Source organism: Sanguibacter sp. Z6_81 (assembly GCF_057180625.1).
The window spans coordinates 515,665-533,134 of the sequence record NZ_JBXUFV010000001.1; the positions used below are offsets into that span (position 1 = coordinate 515,665).

The window sequence follows — 17,470 nt, forward strand, 5'->3', positions numbered from 1 at the left end:
GCGCCGACCGATCGCCGCTGAGCCCGCGGCGTCCGTTGCCGACGAGCCCCGCCGTCCGGACAGCTCTGTCCGGTACCAAACGTAAGCGGTTACGTAGGACCTTCGCCGCTGTCTGCGGTCATTGTCAAGCCCGCGGGATCACAATTCCGCAGCGTCACGTAAACGGTTACGTGCAGCGGTAGGGTGGCGGCGTGTCGAAGACCCCGACGTACAACATGGCTGACCTCGCCGAACGGGCCGGCGTGTCGATCGCGACCGTCTCCCGCGCCCTGAGCGGCGCGCCCGGCGTCTCCGCCGTGACCCGGGACCGCATCCGTGACCTCGCCCGCGAGCTGTCCTACACCGTCTCCCCCGACGCGGCGCGCCTCGCCCGCGGTTCGAGCGGCCGCGTCGCCGTCGTGACACCCAACGTCGCGTCCTGGTTCTTCGCGTCGATGCTCGACGGCATCGTCACGGCCCTGCACGGCTCCGACGTCGACGTGCTGCTCTACGAGGTCAAGCACGAGCGCGAACGCCGCCGGTTCTTCGAGGAGCTCCCCGCGCGCCGCCAGGTCGATGCGGTCATCCTCATCGCCATGCCCATCAGCGCGCGCGAGCGCGACCGGCTCGAGTCGATGGACGTCACCGTCGTCATGGCGGGCGGCACCCTCGGAGACCACCCGCACGTCCGGGTCGACGACGCCCTCATCGCCCGGCAGGCCACCGCGCACCTCGTCCTCGCTGGTCACGAGCGGATCGCGATGATCAACTCGACCGGTACGTGGCGGCTGGAGTACGCGGCCCCGGGTGCACGCTTCGAGGGGTTCCGGGCGGCGCTCGACGACGCCGGCATCCCGCTCCGGGACGAGCTCGTCGTGCGGACGCCGTTCGGGTCCGCCGGTGGCACCGAGGGGATGAGCCGGCTGCTCAGCCTGCCCGAACCGCCGACCGCGGTCGTCGCATTCTCCGACGACGTCGCGTTCGGCGCCCTGCGCACCCTGCGCCGGGCCGGCGTCGCCGTGCCCTACTCGATGTCGCTCGTCGGCATCGACGACCACGAGCTCGCGGACATGTTCGACCTCACGACCGTCCACCAGCCCGTGACCGCGCAGGGGTCCGCCGCCGGCCGGCTCGTCCACCAGATCCTCGCGGGTGACGAGCCCGAGTCCGTGCACCTCACCCTGCCGACGCACCTCGTCGTCCGCGGGACGACGGGGCCCGCACCGCACTGACGGTTCGCGGCGCCGGGCCCCGGCGTGGGCTGACCGGCACCTCGCCCAACGATCCGGCGCCACCCACCGCGAGCGCCGCAATCGCGGTCGTGATGGGGATCGCCAGGACCAGGCCGATGGACCCGACGAGGGTGCGCACCACCTCCTGGGCGATCTCCCCGGACGTGAGCGTCTGGCCGAGGCTCACGTTGACGAGGCTCACGACGAGCAGCATCGGCAGAGCGGCACCGAGGTACGCGAACGCCACGGTGTAGACGGTGGACGCGATGTGGTCGCGGCCGATGCGCATGCCGCGCCGGAAGAGCTCGAGGCGGCCCATGTGCGGGCTGACGGTCCGCAGCTCCCACACCGCTGACGCCTGCGTGATGGTGACGTCGTTGAGCACGCCGAGGCCGGCGAGGACGATCCCGCACAGGGCGATGCCGGTGAGGTCGATCGTCGGCGCGTAGACAGGCAGGAGGCGCAGGTTCTCGTCCGCGAGGCCCGCGACCTTCGCGGCATCGACCGCCCACCCGGCCAGCACGGCGGTGATGACCAGCCCGAGGAAGGTGCCGAGCAGCGCGGTCGACGTCCGTGCGTTGAAGCCGTGCGCGAGGTACAGCACGACGAACATCACGGACGCGGAGGTGACGAGCGCGACCCCGACCGCAGACTCCCCGACGAGGAGGGCGGGGAGCGTGAACGTGACGATGACGGCGAACGCGATGCCGAGCCCCGCCATGGCGGCCAGCCCGCGCCACCGGGCGACGGCGAGCACGACGACGGCGTAGACGAGCGCGAGCATCCCGATGGGGACGTCTCGCTTGTAGTCCATGAACTGGTACGCGCTACCGGCGGCCGCGGCGGCGGGGATGTGGAGGATCTTGTACTCGTCACCGACCTCGACCCCGGCCTCCACGAACTCCGGCGGGAGCTGGACGAGGACCTCCTCGTCGGTGCCCTGGAGCGTCACGGGGACGAGGAAGTTCTCCTGCGCCGGCCCGGTCACCGTGCCGAACACCATGCCGGCGGTGTTCGCGGTGGGGTCGATCGGCCGCCCGGGGGCGTCGTGGGGCCAGAGCGCGACGAGCCCGACGAGCGTCGCCAGGAGCGTCGGGACGAGCAGCGCGGCAAGGATGAGCCGCACCTGCCGCGAGGCCCGGGGCACCGGCCCGTGGGAATGCCCGTGCACCGCGACGTCGGGCGTGCGCCCGCCGGGCGCCGGCGTACCGGACGCCGTCTCGTCGGACGCCGTCTCGTCGGGCGCAATCTCGTCGGGCGCCGTCTCGTCGGGCGCAATCTCGTCGGGCGCCGTCTCGTCGCGCGCGGTCTCGATCTGCTCGTCTGCCACGGCCCCGATCCTCCCAGACCGCGCGGGCCTCCCCGGGGCTACCTCCGCGCGGCAGGCTCGCCAGCCGCCACGGTGGCCGCGAGCGCGGCCTCGCGGCGACGAACGGTGTCCCTCCGTCCGTGGACGAGGTGGTAGAACCCTGCACCGATGCCGACGAGCCCGGCGAGGAGGAGGTACATCGTCCCGAAGCCCACCTGGCTGAGCAGCAGCCCGAGGACCACGGGGCCGAGCCCGAACCCGACGTCGATCATGAAGAAGTGGGTCGAGATGGCGACGCCGATGCGCCGCACCGGCACGCGGCCGACCGCGACGGACTGCAGGGCGGCCATGAGCGTGCCGAAGCCGAGTCCGAGGAGCGCTCCGGCGAGGACGAGGACGAGGCTGGACCGGGCTGCGGAGAGCACGCCGAGGCCCGCCGCGAACGCGATGATCGCGGGGTAGACGACGACGTTGTCCCCGTGGCGGTCCTGCACCTTGCCCGCGACGAGGCGCGAGACGAGCAGGACGGCGGCGTAGACGAGGAAGAACACGCTCGCGCCCGTCTCGAGCCCGCGCTCCTCGGAGAACGCGTTGAGGAACGTCAGCACGCTGGAGTAGGCGAGGCCCATGACGAGCATGAAGGCGGCTACGGGCACGACGTCGGCGTGCAGCATGTCCCGCGGGTGGAACCGGCGCAGGCGCGCGCGCTCCTCGGGGTCGAGCTGCTTGCCCGGTGCCCGCAGGAACAGCGCGGCGACGATGGCGAGGACGGAGGCGACGATGGACGCGACGAACAGCGCCGGGTAGCCGGGGCCGCGGACGAGCTGGAGGGCGAGGAACGGCCCGATCGCGGTGGCGAGCGTCGTGCTCAGTGCGAAGTACCCGGTGCCCTCCGCGCGACGGGCGGGCGGGATGATCTCCTGGGCGACGGCCATCGCCGCGGTGCTGCCGAGCGCGAAGGCGATGCCGTGGACGGCCCGCACGCCGAGGAGCAGACCGAGCGAGTCGGCCGGGAGGTATCCGACGGCGGCGACGAGGAAGAGTGCGAGCGCGACGAGGAGGACGCGGCGGCGCCCGACGAGGTCGGCGAGGTTCCCGGCGAAGAGACGAGCGAGGGTCGCCCCGATGATGAAGACGCTCGCTGCGAGCCCGCTCTCCGTGTCGGAGGCGCCGAAGCTCACGACGGCGTAGAGCGCCATCGTCGTCATGAGGAGGTAGAAGACGAAGGCGAGGGCGAAGTTCGTGACCCACGCCAGGACGAGGTCCCGGGTCCAGAGGGTGGTCCTCGCGGGCTCGCCGAGGTCATGAGTGGTGCTGCGCGTCACGTGTGATGCCTGTCCTGATGATCGTCGAGCGACGCACGGTTCGCTACGGACCCGAGCGACGGGCCGTCGAACATCTTCGCACTGCGAACGGCCAGATGCCGCCTCTGACGCGTGTGACGGGAACGACGTCGCCGCTCACGACCGATCGCCTTTCCATCATGGAAAGGCTAGTGTTTCCGATATGGAAAACAGCAAGCGACGCCCCAACCCGGCTGAGGCCCGCGCGGCCCTGGACGCCATCGACGACAGCCGCGCGAGTCTCGCCCCGTTCGTGCGCTCGCCCTGGTGGCTCTACCCCGCGCACGGCGTGTGCGTCGCCCTCCTGCTCCTCGGCCTGCCCCTGAGCACGTCGGACATGGCCCGGGGCTCCGGGCTCATCGTCGCGTCGATCGTCCTCCCCCTGCTGCTGCAACGGCCCGGACGGATCGTCCTCGACGCCTACACCCACCCCGCATGCCGCGTGCCCGCGGTCGCCTACGCCGTGGCACTCGTCGCCCTGCTGGTCATCGCGTTCATGACCACCGACAACGCGGGCGTCTACGTCGCGGCGGGCGCAGGGTTCCTGCTCACCGTGGCCCTCGGACCGGTCCTGGACCGGCGGGTCGAGCGCGACGTCCGGACGGGACGATGACCGACGACGGGTTCGACGAGCTCATCCACGCACCGGTCCGCCTGCGCATCTGCTCGTTGCTCGCCGAGGTGACCGAGGCGGAGTTCGGGACGGTGCGCGACGCGCTCGCCGTGAGCGACTCCGTCCTGAGCAAGCACCTGCGTGTCCTCGAGACGGCGGGCTACGCCGTTGTGCGCAAGGGGACCGTCAACACCCGGACACGGACCTGGGTGAGCCTGACGAAGGCAGGGCGGGCGGCGTTCGCGCAGCACGTGGCGGCGCTGCGGCTGCTCGCGAGGAGCGCCGACCTGCCAGAACCCGGGGCCTAGCGGGGTCCCACCTCGGCGGCGGGACACGAAGGGCCCGGCCCCGAGGACGTGTCCTCGGGGCCGGGCCCTTCGTGGCCTGACCGGGCTCGCGCCACGGTCAGGGATGGATCACTTGGTGCTGACGGCCTTCTTGAGGAGGCTGCCGGCGCTGATCTTCACACCGAAGCCAGCGGGGATCGAGATCTCCTCGCCGGTGCGGGGGTTGCGGCCGGTGCGCGCAGCACGCTCGACGCGCTCGACGGAGAGCAGGCCCGTGACCTTGACGGCCTCGCCCTTGCTGAGCGACTCGACGAGAACCTCCTGGAGAGCGGAGAGCGCGGCGTCAGCGTCGGTCTTGGTGAGACCGGACTTGCCGGCGATAGCCGAGACGAGGTCAGTGCGGTTGAGCGACATGTGGATCCCTTCTTCGGTCCCGTCCCGCACGGTCGGAACCGGTGCGAGGAGACGTACTGTGCCGGCCGTACGGCCGGGCTTCGTGGACAACACTAGGGAATCTACGGGCACATCCGCGATTTTTCGCTATTCCCGTGTCGCGTGGCTCGGATCAGGGACACTGGAGCATGCCCTCCTTGCCCGACACCATCGCGCCGCTCCTCGACAACCTCAGCCGCTTCCCGGACGCCGAGGGGCGGGACCTGCACGGCTTCGACGGCGTCGACCGGCTCCTGCTCGAGGAAGCGATGGGCGACATCGCGCCTGATGAGGTGGGGGCCCCGGGCACGAGCGACCGCCGTGTCGTCGTGCTCGACGACGAGTACGGGGCGCTCACGCTCGGCGCGCTCACTCTCGGCGCGTGGGACGTGCGCGTCCACCAGGACTCCCTCACGGGCGTGCGCGCCCTCGCCAACAACGCCCGGCGTGCGGGCGTCTCCGGGTACGTGAGCGTCGACCCCCCGGCCGCCACGGCCGGGGGGGCGGGCGACGCGCTGCTCGGCGCCGAGCTCCTCGGCGGGGCCGACGTCGTGCTCCTGCGCCTGCCGAAGAGCCACGACGCCCTCGCCGAGATGGCCGACGCGATCGCCCGGCACGCCTCCCCCGGAGTGGTCGTCCACGCCGGGGGCCGCGTGAAGCACATGAGCCGCGGCATGAACGACGTGCTCGCCGCGTCCTTCGGCGACGTCCGCGCCGGGCTCGGACGCTACAAGTCGCGCGTGCTCACGGCCCGCTCGCCGCTGCCCGTGCCGGAGCGACCCGCGTTCCCCCGGTCGGAGCGGCTCGACGAGCTCGACCTCACCGTCGTCGCACACGGCGGGGTGTTCGCCGGGAACCGTCTCGACCTCGGGACGCGGTTCCTCCTCGAGTTCCTGCCCCGCATGGACCCGGATGCGCGCGACGCCGTCGACCTCGGGTGCGGGACGGGGATCCTCGCGACGATGCTCGCCCGCACGCGCGAGGGTCTTCACGTCGTCGCGAGCGACACGTCCGCAGCCGCGGTGGCGTCCGCCGCGGCGACAGCGCGCGCCAACGGCGTCGAGGCCCGCGTCCGCGCGGTGCGCGACGACGCCCTCGCGTCGCTGCCGACCGCGAGCGCCGACCTCGTCGTGTGCAACCCGCCGTTCCACACCGGCACCACCGTCCACACGGCGTCCGCGCAACGCATGTTCGACGGCGCGGGTCGCGTCCTGCGCCCGGGCGGCGAGATGTGGACGGTCTACAACTCCCACCTCACGTACAAGCGGGACCTGACGCGCGCCGTCGGGCCGACGACGATGATCGGCCAGAACGTGAAGTTCACCGTGACGAGGTCCGTGAAGTCCGAGGGCCGGTGACCAGCCGGCGGCGGGCGGTCGCGGCAGGCGCGGAGCAGCGACTCGTCGTCGACGGGACGCTGCTCGTCGTCGCGGCAGCGTGGGGGTCGACGTACTGGGTCGGCAAGGAGCTCGTCACCGCCGACACGGTGCTCAGTCTGCTGGCCGTCCGGATGGTCCTCGCCGCCGTGCTCCTCGGGCTCGTCGCCGCTGCACGCCGCGCACGGATCCACGCCCGGGACCTGCGGCTCGGGACGTTCCTCGGGCTCATCCTTGCCGCGGTGTTCCTCTTCGAGACGTTCGGCATCGCCGGTACGAGTGCCACGAACGCGGGACTCATCATCAGCCTGACGATCATCTTCACGCCGCTCCTCGAGACCGCGCTGGGCGGCGCCCCGCTGAGCCGGTGGTTCTACGGGGCCGGTCTCGTCGCGGTCGTCGGCGTGCTGCTGCTGTCCGGCGGGATCGCCGGATCGTTCCAGCTCGGCGACGGGCTCGTGCTCGTCGCCGCCGTCGTGCGCGCGGTGCACGTGACGACGATGCACAGGCGGTCGGTGCCGCAGAACGACTCGATGCACCTCACACTCGTGCAGATGTCGACGTGCGCGGTCGTGTTCCTCGTCGCGTCGGCGCTCTGGGGCACGTCCGTCCCGGAGTACGCGCAGAGCCTCGACGGCGGCGCGACGACGCAGCTGCTCTACCTCGTCGTGGCCTGCACGGTGTTCCCGTTCCTCGTGCAGATGTGGGCGGTCCGAAAGACGTCCCCGACGCGTGTGAGCCTGCTGCTCGGCACGGAGCCGGTGTGGGCCGCAGTCATCGGGGTGACGCTCGCCGGCGACGCGTTCGGCGCCCCGGGCGTCGTCGGGATCCTCCTCGTCCTGGCGGGCACCCTCTGGGGCCAGCAGATCGAGGCGCGACGCCGGACCGCCCCTCCGACGGCGGAGGACCGGAGCGTCGCGGCTGTCGCGGACACGGGGACGCAGATCGCTCCGACTCCTGCCCCGGTGGCGCCCGTCGTCGTGCCCGAGGAGCCCGCACGGTGACGGGTGTCCTGCGGGCCTGGAGCGCTGCCGACGCACCGGCTCTCCGGGACGCCTATCTCACCTCGTCCGACCTCGGGGTCCAGCTCGGCGGTGCGGATCTGTCGACCGCGGTCGCGGCTCGTGACTACATCGAGCGCGCGCTCGCCGGGAGCGAGGTGTCACGTTGCTGGGCGATCGTCCACCGAGGAGTGGCCGTGGGGAACGTCGCGGCGACGGCGATCGAGCGCCGGCACGACAGCGCGTGGATGTCCTACTGGCTCGCCGCATCAGGCCGAGGACTCGGCCTCGCGACGCGCGCGCTGAGCACCGCCGCGGACTGGGCGTTCGACGCCGGGCTGCACCGGCTGGAGCTGGGCCACCGGGTCAACAATCCTGCGTCGTGCCGGGTCGCGGCGCGGGCCGGCTTCATCGCAGAAGGGATCGAGCGAGCGAAGCTCCGGTACGGCGACGAACGGTTCGACGTCGAGACGCACGCGCGCCTCGCGACCGACCCGGCACCCGACGTCGAGCCTCTGCCGATGGTGATGCCATGACGTCACGGACGACCACCGCCGGGTGCGCCATGCTCGTCATGCTCAGCCTCGCGCTGGCGGCGTGCTCCTCCGGCGGTACCCCGGACGGGCCGGGCACGACGACCCGACCGAGCAGCTCCGGGGTCTCTGACGCACCTGTGTCCTCTGACCCACCCATCGTCATCTCCCCACCCATCGCGATCACGCCACCGGTCTTCACACCCGCAGCGGTTCCGCAGGCCGTCATGGACACGAGGATCGAGGGGAAGCTCGACCTCGTCGAGGGATGCTTCGTGCTCCGGGCCGTGCCGGCCTCGACAGACGCGGCCACGGAGAACGGCGCCCTGGTCGTGTGGCCGCACGGGTCGGCACGCACGCCGGGCCGTCTCGACGCGGTCGACGTGCCCGGGGCCGGGACCGTCGCGGTCGGGGACATGATCGCCGGAGGCGGCGGGCCGGGCGACGCGACCATGCCGTACCACCGCGCAGCGCAGTGCCCCGTCGCCGAGTTCGACGGCGTCGTGCAGCTCGACTCGATCGAGCCCTGAACCCCCGGCCTCCCGGGCCTTCGAGACCTCGGACGCCTGTCCTCCACCGTGGACCCAGCCGGACCGACGCCGGAGTAGCACACGGTGCTACCGTGGTTCGATGACGACTGTGGGGGTGCGCGAGCTCAGGCAGGATGCCTCGGGCGTGCTGCGCCGCGTCGAAGAAGGTGAACGCGTCGTCGTGACGGTTCACGGCCGGCCGGTCGCCGACCTCGTGCCGCACTTCGAGACCCGCCCGACATGGCGTCCGGTCGCGGACCTTGCGGCACTCTTCCCCGGCGTCGACGACCCCGACTGGGACACGGACATGGCGCTGGTCGACGGCGCCGCGACCGATCCGTTCGAGCGCGGCACTCACGCGTGAGGCTGATCCTCGACACGAACGTCCTGATCGACGGGCTGGTACCGACCGGCACGGGCGATGAGGCAGCGATCAGCATGGCGACGCTGGCGGAACTTCGCTTCGGCGTCCTGATCGCTCGCACACCGGAGAGCAGGGCGGCCCGGATGCGAGTTCTGTCGAGTGCCGAGAGCGCGCTGGCGGCCCTGCCGATCGACGACACGGTCGCGTCGTCGTACGCCCTCCTGGCGACCAAGACCCTCGCGGCCGGGCGGCAGCCGCGCGCCCGAGCGTTCGACCTGCTCATCGCAGCGACCGCCCACGCACATGGTGCCGTCCTGGTCACGACGAACGTCGGGGACTTCACGGGCCTCGACGACGTCCTCGAGGTTCGCGCGCCGTAGCAGCAGGCCGAGCCGCCGAGGCACGACCCGCTCGCCCGAGGAGGAGACGGTGGAGGACGTGCGTCGGACGTGCCCCTCACGTGGGGGGTGGGTCGTCCTCCTCGGCGGCATCCGTCGGACGCGGGTCCGGCGTCGGACGCGGGGCCGGCCGGGGCCGACCACGGTACCGGCGGAGGCTGTAGACGATCGTGGCCAGGGCGAGGATCCCCGAGACGATGAGGGTGACGCCCGTCGCCCACCCGCCCGGGAGCCACCAGCGTGCGTCCACCGGCCACCATCCGGGCACGGGGAGGCCTCTGCCCCACACGACTCCCAGCCCGACGAGCACGAGCGCGCCCGAGACGCTGGAGAGGATCCGGAGCCACGTCTGCACGCCGTCCCACGCCAGGCCGTGCGCCCGGTCCATGACGGGCCGGAGCACGCGCTCCGCCCATGCGTACTGCAACGCGAGGACCGCGAGACCCGCCGCCATGAAGAGGAGTCCCGGTCCGGGAAGGACCAGCGCGGCCACTCCTGCGGTGACGAGCACCCAGCCCACCACCTCGATCGCGCTGCGCCGCACCCACCGCGGGACCGGGTGCCGACGGCGCTCGGGGCGGGTCATCTCCTGTCCCTCATCGCACGTCCCCGCGCTGACCGGCTCGACGAGCGACCGCGAGCGCCCACAGGACGAGCGGGGCCTGCAGCGGGAGCCGCGCCCAGGCGATCCGTTCGCGCGCGGCCCCGCGCCCGCGTGCTGAGCCCGCGTGCCGTCGGCGGGAAGCGGTGGCGCGCACCGCCATCGTGACGTTCCCGGGGAAGACGGCGACGAACAGCGCCGCGGCGGCGAGCGCCCCGGCCCTGCGGGTCGCGGGGTGCGCGATCGCCGCCGCGCAGGCCAGCTCACCGACGCCGCTGCCCAGCACCCAGGCGCGCGGTCGGCCGAGCGCGTGCGGGATGAGGCCCTCGTAGGCGCGGGGGGCGACGAGGTGCGTCGCCCCGGCGGCAGCGAGGACCCCCGCGAGCACGAGGGCGGACGTTGGGGAGGTCGAGCCGGGCGAGATGGGTGGTGTCGCGGTGACGGGCATCCCCCCACGCTAGGCGTCCCACCGGGCACACGGCGATCGAGACACGAGACGGAGCAGCACGCACGTGGGTGGGATGCTGTGGTCGTGACCCGGCCCCTGCACCTGCGCCCGCAGCTGGTGCTGCTCGTCGGTGTCGGCGGCGCTGCCGGGACGTCGGCCCGGTACGTCCTCACGGACCACGTCCCCTCCTGGCAGGGGTGGCCGGTGGCGACGCTCGTGGAGAACCTCCTCGGCGCGTTCCTCCTCGGGCTCCTGCTCGAGGCCCTCGTCCGGATCGGGCCCGAGACCCCCCGGCGTCGCCTCGTCCGCCTCGGGCTGGGGACAGGACTGCTCGGAGGGTTCACGACCTTCTCCGCCCTCGCTCTCGAGACCGAGCGCCTCCTGGCCGACGGGGCGGTCGGCACCGCGCTCGGCTACCTCAGCGCGTCGGTCGCTGGTGGTGTCGTCGCGTGCTTCGCGGGGGTCGTCCTCGCAGCGCGCGTGCACCGAGCCCGATCGACCGCGGGCGCGTCGTGATCCCCCTCGGGCTCGTCGCCGTCCTCGGTGGGCTCGGGGCCGCCACACGGTTCGTCGTCGACGGGGCGATCCGCAGGCGGTGGTCGAGCGCGTGGCCCGTCCCGACGATCGTCGTCAACGTGGGCGGCTCGCTCGCCCTCGGACTCGCCGTCGGCGCTGGTGTCGCCGGCGCGACGCCTGCCAGCGTCGTGGCGGGGGTCGCCGCGTTCTGCGGCGGCTGCACGACCTTCTCGACGGCGATGGTCGAGACGGTGCGGCTCGTCCAGGCGGGCGACGTCCGGCGCGCGCTCGGCAACGCCGCCGGGACCGCGGTGCTCACGGTCGCGGCTGTCGCTGGTGGCGTGGGACTGGCCCTGCTCTGAGCGGCACGTTCCGCCCGAGCGGTCCGGGCCGACCGCCACGGCTCAGGGGTGCGCCCCGTGCTCGTGGTGCGCGTGGGACGGGGGCTCGACCTGGAACGTCGAGTGCTCGATGTTCACGGGGAAGTGCTCGGCGACGCACTCCTGGAGCGCGTCGAGGATCCGTGGCACGTGACCGTCACGGAAGCATGCGTCGTCGACGACGACGTGCGCGGTGAGCACCGGCAGGTCTGCTGAGATCTGCGTGGCGTGCAGGTCGTGGACGGAGAGCACGTGCTCGAGGGCGAGGATGTGCTCGCGCACGCCGTCGAGGTCGAGGCCCCGCGGCGTGGACTCGAGGAGGACGTCGACGGTCTGGCGGAGCAGCCGCACGGTGCGGGGCACGATGAGAGCGCCGATGAGCAGGGCGGCGACGGCGTCCGCGCCCGACCACCCGGTCGTCGCGATGACGACGGCGGCGACGATCACCGCGACCGACCCCAGGGCATCGTTGAGGACCTCGAGGAACGCCCCGCGCATCGCGAAGCTCTCCGTGCGGGCCGAGGACAGCACGGCGATGGCCGCGACGTTGCCCACGAGGCCGAGCACCCCGAACACGAGCAGCTCCGTGGACGGCAGCTCGGGCGGGGTGACAAGCCGCCGGACCGCCTCGACGACGACATAGACGCCGACCCCCAGCAGCACGAGCGCCTGCGCCGCTGCGGCCAGGACCTCTGCCCGCCGGAACCCCCAGGTGCGCGCGGACGTCGTCGGACGCAGCGCGAGGGACGTCGCCACGAGTGCCATCGCGAGCCCGCCCGCGTCCGTGAGCATGTGCGCGGCGTCGACGAGCAGCGCGAGGCTCCCGGTCCACAGGGCACCGACCACCTCGGCGACGAGGATCGTCGCCGTGATCGCGAAGGCGATCCCGAGGCGACGGCGCTGGCCGCGCGTGCGGGCCTCCCAGCCGTGGCTGTGCCCGTCCGCGGGTGTCCCGTGTGCGTGCATGCGTCGATGCTCGCACCTCTGAGGTCGAGACGCCGCTGACAGCAACACACAACCTTCACCTGGTGCGGGCCTGTCGGCCTCCACAGATCACCGTCGAGCGGCGTTCTAAGTGGGCAAGCCCATCCGAACCACCTCAGGAGGACCCATGAATCCCACGACCACCACCCCGGTCCGCTCCCGTCGCCGGCTGGTCACGGGCGTCATCGCCGCCAGCCTCTCCCTCGCCGGGGCCGGTGCAGCCATGGCCGCCGACGGCTCCGGCAGCAGCGCGTCCCAGACGGAGCCGACCGCGGAGCCGACCGTCACGGTAGCCGCCGAGCCGACGGCCGAGGCGACCGTCGAGCCTGGTGCCGAGGCCGCGACGGATCTCGGCACCGAGCCCGGGCTGCTCACCGCGGACGGCGAGCGCGTGCCGTGGGTCAACGAGCACCAGAAGGAGTACGACGCCCTCTGGGCCGCTGGGTACACCTACGAGGACGTCGTCGCCCTCAGCGACATCTGGGACATCGACACGGGCGAGGTCAAGGTCCGCGCAGGTGCCGCGCTCATCGCTGGCGAGACGCTCCCGGTCGCGCCCGGCTCGACGCCCGTGGCGCCGACGTTCGACGCCGAGGCCATCGACGCCTTCTGGTCCGCTGGGTACAGTGTCGACGACCTCGAGGCCCTCGCGGCCATCTGGGAGACGAGCGACGTCATGGAGGTCAAGGCGCGTGCCGGCCAGCTGCTCATCGACGGCCAGGACGTCCCCGTGAAGCCGTCCGGTCAGACCGTGACCACCGACCAGTCCTGACCGTGCCGCCCGGCACCACCGACCGACGTTTCCTGGCGAGAGAGAGCAACGACGTGGACGAGCTGTCGCTCCGCACCGGCTTCGAGATCGAGCTGCTGGCACCACCCGGGTCCGACCGGCAGGTGCTCGCCGACGAGCTCGCAGCGCGCGTCATGGGGGGCGTGCAGCGCACCTTCCACGCCGACAGCGAACCGTCGGTGGTGCCGGGCGTGGGGGTGTTCCACCACCTCACCCCGGCGTTCGCCGTCGTCGACGAGCGTGGCGAGCAGGTCGCCTCGCTCGTCGACGACATCACCATCCAGGCCGACCTCGTCACGGCACCCGGCGCGGGCAGGGCTGCTCCCTCCCGCGCCGGGCACCGCGGCTGGTACCGGCTGCTGTCCGACGAGCCGCGGCTGCTCCGGCTCGTCGGCCGACACGCCGACCCCGCGGCACCGCTCGCGACCGTGCTCGACCCCGTGGCCACGCTGTTCGGCGCCACGCCGGAGGTCTACCCCACCGCCGCGCGGGTGAACGACCCGAGCGGCGCGACCATCGCCGTCGCGATGCCTCTGCCCGCAGGGCGTGAGCGCCCGTGCGAGATCGTCACGCCACCCCTGACGTCCGACCACGCGCAGGCGCTCGAGCGCGTGCTCGCTCCCGCCCGCGAGCTCGGCTTCACCGTCCCCCGCGAGGCAGCCGTGCACCTGCACGTCGACGGCGCGCCGTTCCGCAACCCGGCGGCGTTCGCGAACCTCGTCCGCCTCTTCACCTCGTGGCGGGACGTCCTCTGGGCGGCGCTCGGCACCAACCCCGCGTGCCGCCGGCTGGCCCCGCTGCCCGCGGAGCTCGTCGCGCTCGTCGAGCAGGAGTGGCGCAGCACCGACGACCAGACCGGCTGGGCGCGCCTGCAGGAGGCGGCGCGAGCGGTCGGGCTGACGAAGTACGCGGACGTCAACCTCGTGCAGCTCGTCAGCAAGCGACCCCTCCGGGACACCGTCGAGGTGCGCATCCTGCCCGGGCTCAGCGACGGATACGAGATCGTGGCGCTGGCCGCCGTCGTCGAGCGCCTGCTCATCCGCTGCCTCGACCCGCGCCCGGTCCCGCCGCCGGCCGTGGACGCCGCCGACGACCCCCGTGCCGCGCTCGACGACCTCCTGGGAGTCCGCCGATGAGCACGTGGACAGACATCCTCAGCCCTGACAGTGCTGCGATCCCCCGGGTCCGACCCGCGACGGACCACGTCACCGACCTCGGCCGGGCACGGCGTGCCCGCCAGTCCCGTCCGGCCGCACACCCTGCTGCCGCCAGCGAGACGACGAACAACGCACCTCTGGACGACGTCGTACGCGCGCACCTGCCCGGCCTGCTCCGCTACGCGACGGTCCTCACCGGCGACGGCCACACGGCCGCCGACCTCGTCCAGGAGGTGCTGCTGCGCGCGCACGTGCGCTGGACGCGGATCTCCATGATGAACCGCCCCGACCTCTACCTGCGGCGCATGGTGACGAACGAGCACCTCTCGTGGCGCCGCCGCTGGCACGAGCGCACCATACGACCCGTCGAGGACGACGTCCTCGCGGCGAACACGGCACCCCAGGGCGACCACGCCCACCACGTCGTCGAGGACGACGACATGTGGCAGCGGCTGGCTGCCCTCCCCCCGCGACAACGGACCGTGCTCGTGCTGCGCTACTACGAGGGCCTCGACGACGTGGAGATCGCCACCGTCATGGGGACCTCGGGGGCGACCGTCCGCAGCCACGCCTCCCGGGCTCTCGCCGCACTACGCCAGACCACCACCTCGACGGAGACAGCATGAACGACCACGCCCGTCCAGGGGACGGCCCGCACCCCGAGGACCTGGAGCACCAGATCGCCCGTGCGCTGCGCTCACGCGCCACGGCGGCGCCCGACGCCGAGGCTGTCGCCACCCGCATCGAGGCGCGCCTCGCGGACGGCGTGGTCGGAGACGGCGTGGCGACCGTCGCCGTGCGGCGAGGGCGCCGCGTGATCGTCGCCGGAGCCGTCGGCTCGGCGCTCGTCGTCACCGCTGCAGGTGCCGCCGCCGCCGCCAACCCCTACTCGGGTGTGGCCCGGGTGGTGGAGAACGTCGTGCAGAGCGTCGGCATCGAGTGGTCGGCGATGCCCGACAACTACAGCCGCGAGCAGTACGAGGCGTTCTGGAGCTCCGACTACCCCTACGACGACGCCTTGCGACTGGCCGACGAGTGGCAGGTCGACATGACGGAGACCAAGGCCCGGCTGGGCCAGATGGCCCTCGACGGGCAGCAGATGCCCGAGCCCGCCCCGCGCCCGGACACCCCGGAGAACCGCGAGCTGGATGCCCTCGACGCGTTCTGGGACTCCGGCTACACCGCGGGCGACGTCGAGGAGCTCACCGAGCTGTGGAACGTCGACTTCTTCGAGGCCAAGGCGCGGGTCGGGCAGATGATCCTCGACGGAGAGCCGATCCCCATCGACGAGCCGAACCGACGCGAGGACGTCCCCGTGCGGCCGGACACCCCCGAGGACGTCCCCGTGCGGCCGCAGCCCACCGAGGAGGCTCCCCCGGAGCGTGCGCCGGGCCGCTGACCCGGCGCGTGGTGCTCAGTCGGAAAGGCGGACGGCGTCGCGCCCGTTGCGCTTGACGCTGTACAGAGCGGCGTCGGCCCGCGCGATCATGTCCTCCACAGGCTCCGCGGGCCGACGGACCGCGACGCCGATGCTCACTGTGATGCGTGCACCCGGCACGAGGTCCTGCCACGGGTGGGCGGCGATCGCCCGCCGGATGCGCTCGCACGCATCCGCAGCAGAGACACCCGTCAAGCCGTCGAGGAGGATGGCGAACTCCTCACCGCCGTAGCGCGCGACGACGTCGCTCGCGCGCAGGAGGTCCCGCAGCAGCTCGCCGAACCTCGAGAGGACCTGGTCGCCGACGAGGTGGGACCACTCGTCGTTGACGCGCTTGAAGTGGTCGATGTCGAGCACCGCGCACGCGAACTGGTGCATGGGGTCCTGCGTCCACGTCCCGAGTGCCTGGTCGAGCGCTCGGCGGTTCGGGAGCCCGGTGAGCGGGTCGTGGTGCGCATCGTGGGCCAGGCGGGCGTTGTGCTGCTCCAGCGCGAGCACGCGTGCCCGCTCCGCGTCCGCGACACGCTGGGCCTGCTCAGCCTCGAGCCGTGCGCTGAGCAGCTGCGCGCGACGGTCCGCGGTCGCGTCTCCCTGCCGGAGGGTGAGCTCGTGGACCTCCCGCATCGTGCTCAGGGCCGAGGCCAGGTCTCCACGCCCCTCGTGCGCGTCGACGAGCGTGGTGAGCAGGTCGATGCGCTCTCCGGGCCGGTCGAGGTCCGCGCACAGGTCGAGCCCCTCGACGATCGTGAGGACGGCCTCGTCGAGCCGCCCCACCTGGACGAGCCAGCGGCCGCGCAGCGCGTGGTATGCGATCCGCTGCCGGGCCACCGCGAACGCCGGGAGCATCGCGCCCGCGGCCTCGAGCACCTCCCCGGCAGCTGCGGTGTCACCGGTCTGCATGAGCGCGCCGACGACGGCGAGCCGCGCGTCGATGCTCGTGCGTGAGAGCCCGGCGGCGTCCGCCTCGTCGACGGACTGCCGTGCGGTCGCCAGTGCGTGGCGGGCCGCCGCGACCGCGCCGCGCGGATTCGTCACCGCGAGCCGTGTGCACGTGACGAGATACGCCTTGGCGAGGTTCGTCAGGGCCACCGACGCGTGGTCGGGGTCCCCCGACTCGAGCCAGACCCGGCGCGCCTCGACGAGCATGCGGGCGGCCTGCGGTGCGAAGTGCGGCACACCCAGGTACACGGTGCCGAGGCTGTTGAGGACGGACGCGGTCCCGGCGTCGTCGTCGGTCTCCCGGCGGAGCACGAGGGCCCGTTCGAGCAGGTCGATCGCCCCCTCGACGTCCCCGATCTCGTGGTGGACGAGGCCCTTGCAGACGAGGGCGCGAGACTCCCCCACGAGATCACCCAGCTCGTGGGCGAGGTGCTCGGCGCGAGCCGCCGCCTCGAGCGCCTCGGAGTCCTCGGCGAGCACGTGGTGCGCGAACGCCGCACAGCAGGACAACCGCATCTCGGCGTGCTCGTCGCCGAGGAGCACGGCGAGGTCGAGCTGTGCTGCTGCGAGCTCGACGCACGCGCGGGGGTCGGTGTCCTGGAGCGTCTCGAGCTCGTCGACGACGGTGTCCCAGTCCGGTGCGGCGTCGAGCAGCACGCCGTCACCCGGCATGGCGGGGCTGAGGTGGTGTGCGTCCGTCATGGACATCGGTCCTGCCTCCACTCACGCAGGGCCCGGGAGCCTGCTCGACGTCCCATCGTCAGGCGCACGCCGGGTGTAAGGAGTGCCCGGGGATTTCAGCGGGTGAGCGGGGGGCGGA

At 72.8% G+C, this 17,470-nt stretch carries 22 protein-coding genes; 15 read left to right on the forward strand and 7 right to left on the reverse strand.

Annotated elements, in window-relative coordinates; translation table 11 throughout:
- The first annotated feature begins 191 nt into the window (after positions 1 to 191).
- On the forward strand, positions 192 to 1,211 hold the full coding sequence (locus AC2AXK_RS02445; protein ID WP_484343744.1) for a LacI family DNA-binding transcriptional regulator: 1,020 nt from the start codon (positions 192 to 194) through the stop codon (positions 1,209 to 1,211).
- On the opposite strand, the gene AC2AXK_RS02450 is transcribed toward AC2AXK_RS02445, so the two are convergent.
- Together AC2AXK_RS02450 and AC2AXK_RS02455 are read right to left on the reverse strand one after the other, a co-directional pair.
- Positions 1,156 to 2,541: a YibE/F family protein gene (locus AC2AXK_RS02450; RefSeq protein ID WP_484343745.1), complete on the reverse strand. Its 1,386-nt coding sequence runs from the start codon at positions 2,539 to 2,541 to the stop codon at positions 1,156 to 1,158. The genes AC2AXK_RS02445 and AC2AXK_RS02450 overlap by 56 nt on opposite strands.
- A 38-nt stretch (positions 2,542 to 2,579) precedes the next feature.
- On the reverse strand, positions 2,580 to 3,845 hold the full coding sequence (locus tag AC2AXK_RS02455) for an MFS transporter (protein WP_484343746.1): 1,266 nt from the start codon (positions 3,843 to 3,845) through the stop codon (positions 2,580 to 2,582).
- A gap of 181 nt (positions 3,846 to 4,026) precedes the next feature.
- Between AC2AXK_RS02455 and AC2AXK_RS02460 the strand changes: the two genes are divergently transcribed.
- Together AC2AXK_RS02460 and AC2AXK_RS02465 are read left to right on the forward strand one after the other, a co-directional pair.
- On the forward strand, positions 4,027 to 4,476 hold the full coding sequence (locus AC2AXK_RS02460; RefSeq protein WP_484343747.1) for a hypothetical protein: 450 nt from the start codon (positions 4,027 to 4,029) through the stop codon (positions 4,474 to 4,476).
- The gene (locus tag AC2AXK_RS02465; RefSeq protein ID WP_484343748.1) at positions 4,473 to 4,784 is read left to right on the forward strand and encodes a winged helix-turn-helix domain-containing protein; all 312 of its coding nucleotides are present in this window, start codon (positions 4,473 to 4,475) and stop codon (positions 4,782 to 4,784) included. The genes AC2AXK_RS02460 and AC2AXK_RS02465 overlap by 4 nt, the downstream gene beginning before the upstream one ends.
- Before the next feature lie 108 nt (positions 4,785 to 4,892).
- On the opposite strand, the gene AC2AXK_RS02470 is transcribed toward AC2AXK_RS02465, so the two are convergent.
- Positions 4,893 to 5,177, reverse strand: coding sequence for an HU family DNA-binding protein (locus tag AC2AXK_RS02470; RefSeq protein WP_484343749.1), 285 nt, complete (start codon positions 5,175 to 5,177; stop codon positions 4,893 to 4,895).
- 167 nt (positions 5,178 to 5,344) lie between these two features.
- On the opposite strand from AC2AXK_RS02470, the gene AC2AXK_RS02475 reads away from it, so the two are divergent.
- The 6 genes from AC2AXK_RS02475 to AC2AXK_RS02500 all read left to right on the forward strand — a co-directional run bounded on the left by AC2AXK_RS02475 (position 5,345) and on the right by AC2AXK_RS02500 (position 9,379).
- Positions 5,345 to 6,553, forward strand: coding sequence for a class I SAM-dependent methyltransferase (locus AC2AXK_RS02475; protein ID WP_484343750.1), 1,209 nt, complete (start codon positions 5,345 to 5,347; stop codon positions 6,551 to 6,553).
- Complete coding sequence (locus tag AC2AXK_RS02480) at positions 6,550 to 7,575, forward strand: DMT family transporter (RefSeq protein WP_484343751.1); 1,026 nt, start codon at positions 6,550 to 6,552, stop codon at positions 7,573 to 7,575. The genes AC2AXK_RS02475 and AC2AXK_RS02480 overlap by 4 nt, the downstream gene beginning before the upstream one ends.
- Entirely contained in the window at positions 7,572 to 8,108 is a 537-nt protein-coding gene (locus tag AC2AXK_RS02485) for a GNAT family N-acetyltransferase (protein ID WP_484343752.1), read from the forward strand. The genes AC2AXK_RS02480 and AC2AXK_RS02485 overlap by 4 nt, the downstream gene beginning before the upstream one ends.
- The gene (locus AC2AXK_RS02490; RefSeq protein WP_484343753.1) at positions 8,105 to 8,635 is read left to right on the forward strand and encodes a hypothetical protein; all 531 of its coding nucleotides are present in this window, start codon (positions 8,105 to 8,107) and stop codon (positions 8,633 to 8,635) included. Before AC2AXK_RS02485 ends, AC2AXK_RS02490 begins: the two co-directional genes overlap by 4 nt.
- A gap of 100 nt (positions 8,636 to 8,735) precedes the next feature.
- Complete coding sequence (locus AC2AXK_RS02495; protein WP_484343754.1) at positions 8,736 to 8,999, forward strand: type II toxin-antitoxin system Phd/YefM family antitoxin; 264 nt, start codon at positions 8,736 to 8,738, stop codon at positions 8,997 to 8,999.
- A complete protein-coding gene (locus AC2AXK_RS02500; protein ID WP_484343755.1) occupies positions 8,996 to 9,379 on the forward strand; it encodes a PIN domain-containing protein in 384 nt (127 codons plus the stop codon). Before AC2AXK_RS02495 ends, AC2AXK_RS02500 begins: the two co-directional genes overlap by 4 nt.
- Before the next feature lie 76 nt (positions 9,380 to 9,455).
- Here the strand turns inward: AC2AXK_RS02500 and AC2AXK_RS02505 are convergent, their stop codons facing one another.
- Together AC2AXK_RS02505 and AC2AXK_RS02510 are read right to left on the reverse strand one after the other, a co-directional pair.
- On the reverse strand, positions 9,456 to 9,983 hold the full coding sequence (locus tag AC2AXK_RS02505; RefSeq protein ID WP_484343756.1) for a PGPGW domain-containing protein: 528 nt from the start codon (positions 9,981 to 9,983) through the stop codon (positions 9,456 to 9,458).
- A gap of 10 nt (positions 9,984 to 9,993) precedes the next feature.
- A complete protein-coding gene (locus AC2AXK_RS02510) occupies positions 9,994 to 10,446 on the reverse strand; it encodes a DoxX family protein (RefSeq protein ID WP_484343757.1) in 453 nt (150 codons plus the stop codon).
- 84 nt (positions 10,447 to 10,530) lie between these two features.
- On the opposite strand from AC2AXK_RS02510, the gene AC2AXK_RS02515 reads away from it, so the two are divergent.
- Both AC2AXK_RS02515 and AC2AXK_RS02520 read left to right on the forward strand, forming a co-directional pair.
- A complete protein-coding gene (locus AC2AXK_RS02515; protein WP_484343758.1) occupies positions 10,531 to 10,962 on the forward strand; it encodes a fluoride efflux transporter FluC in 432 nt (143 codons plus the stop codon).
- Entirely contained in the window at positions 10,959 to 11,324 is a 366-nt protein-coding gene (locus AC2AXK_RS02520; protein WP_484343759.1) for a fluoride efflux transporter FluC, read from the forward strand. The genes AC2AXK_RS02515 and AC2AXK_RS02520 overlap by 4 nt, the downstream gene beginning before the upstream one ends.
- A gap of 42 nt (positions 11,325 to 11,366) precedes the next feature.
- Here the strand turns inward: AC2AXK_RS02520 and AC2AXK_RS02525 are convergent, their stop codons facing one another.
- Positions 11,367 to 12,308, reverse strand: a complete 942-nt coding sequence (locus AC2AXK_RS02525; protein WP_484343760.1) for a cation diffusion facilitator family transporter — start codon at positions 12,306 to 12,308, stop codon at positions 11,367 to 11,369.
- Positions 12,309 to 12,453: 145 nt separating this feature from the next.
- On the opposite strand from AC2AXK_RS02525, the gene AC2AXK_RS02530 reads away from it, so the two are divergent.
- The 4 genes from AC2AXK_RS02530 to AC2AXK_RS02545 are packed head-to-tail and all read left to right on the forward strand — an operon-like array spanning position 12,454 to position 15,672.
- On the forward strand, positions 12,454 to 13,098 hold the full coding sequence (locus AC2AXK_RS02530) for a hypothetical protein (protein ID WP_484343761.1): 645 nt from the start codon (positions 12,454 to 12,456) through the stop codon (positions 13,096 to 13,098).
- Between the two features lie 53 nt (positions 13,099 to 13,151).
- A complete protein-coding gene (locus AC2AXK_RS02535) occupies positions 13,152 to 14,252 on the forward strand; it encodes an amidoligase family protein (RefSeq protein WP_484343762.1) in 1,101 nt (366 codons plus the stop codon).
- Positions 14,249 to 14,899, forward strand: a complete 651-nt coding sequence (locus AC2AXK_RS02540; RefSeq protein ID WP_484343763.1) for a SigE family RNA polymerase sigma factor — start codon at positions 14,249 to 14,251, stop codon at positions 14,897 to 14,899. The genes AC2AXK_RS02535 and AC2AXK_RS02540 overlap by 4 nt, the downstream gene beginning before the upstream one ends.
- Positions 14,896 to 15,672 carry a hypothetical protein gene (locus tag AC2AXK_RS02545; RefSeq protein ID WP_484343764.1) on the forward strand — a complete coding sequence of 259 codons (777 nt, stop codon included), beginning with the start codon at positions 14,896 to 14,898 and terminating at the stop codon, positions 15,670 to 15,672. The genes AC2AXK_RS02540 and AC2AXK_RS02545 overlap by 4 nt, the downstream gene beginning before the upstream one ends.
- Positions 15,673 to 15,687: 15 nt before the next feature.
- Here AC2AXK_RS02545 and AC2AXK_RS02550 read toward each other — a convergent pair whose 3' ends face one another.
- On the reverse strand, positions 15,688 to 17,352 hold the full coding sequence (locus AC2AXK_RS02550) for a diguanylate cyclase (protein WP_484343765.1): 1,665 nt from the start codon (positions 17,350 to 17,352) through the stop codon (positions 15,688 to 15,690).
- Between the last annotated feature and the right edge of the window lie 118 nt (positions 17,353 to 17,470).

Bases quoted from the DNA above. Each gene is read 5' to 3' on its own strand.
- AC2AXK_RS02460 (WP_484343747.1), top strand. From the start codon at position 4,027: ATGGAAAACAGCAAGCGACGCCCCAACCCGGCTGAGGCCCGCGCGGCC.
- AC2AXK_RS02465 (WP_484343748.1), top strand. From the start codon at position 4,473: ATGACCGACGACGGGTTCGACGAGCTCATCCACGCACCGGTCCGCCTG.
- AC2AXK_RS02470 (WP_484343749.1), bottom strand. From the start codon at position 5,177: ATGTCGCTCAACCGCACTGACCTCGTCTCGGCTATCGCCGGCAAGTCC.
- AC2AXK_RS02475 (WP_484343750.1), top strand. From the start codon at position 5,345: ATGCCCTCCTTGCCCGACACCATCGCGCCGCTCCTCGACAACCTCAGC.
- AC2AXK_RS02490 (WP_484343753.1), top strand. From the start codon at position 8,105: ATGACGTCACGGACGACCACCGCCGGGTGCGCCATGCTCGTCATGCTC.
- AC2AXK_RS02495 (WP_484343754.1), top strand. From the start codon at position 8,736: ATGACGACTGTGGGGGTGCGCGAGCTCAGGCAGGATGCCTCGGGCGTG.
- AC2AXK_RS02505 (WP_484343756.1), bottom strand. From the start codon at position 9,983: ATGACCCGCCCCGAGCGCCGTCGGCACCCGGTCCCGCGGTGGGTGCGG.
- AC2AXK_RS02510 (WP_484343757.1), bottom strand. From the start codon at position 10,446: ATGCCCGTCACCGCGACACCACCCATCTCGCCCGGCTCGACCTCCCCA.
- AC2AXK_RS02525 (WP_484343760.1), bottom strand. From the start codon at position 12,308: ATGCACGCACACGGGACACCCGCGGACGGGCACAGCCACGGCTGGGAG.
- AC2AXK_RS02530 (WP_484343761.1), top strand. From the start codon at position 12,454: ATGAATCCCACGACCACCACCCCGGTCCGCTCCCGTCGCCGGCTGGTC.
- AC2AXK_RS02540 (WP_484343763.1), top strand. From the start codon at position 14,249: ATGAGCACGTGGACAGACATCCTCAGCCCTGACAGTGCTGCGATCCCC.
- AC2AXK_RS02545 (WP_484343764.1), top strand. From the start codon at position 14,896: ATGAACGACCACGCCCGTCCAGGGGACGGCCCGCACCCCGAGGACCTG.
- AC2AXK_RS02550 (WP_484343765.1), bottom strand. From the start codon at position 17,352: ATGACGGACGCACACCACCTCAGCCCCGCCATGCCGGGTGACGGCGTG.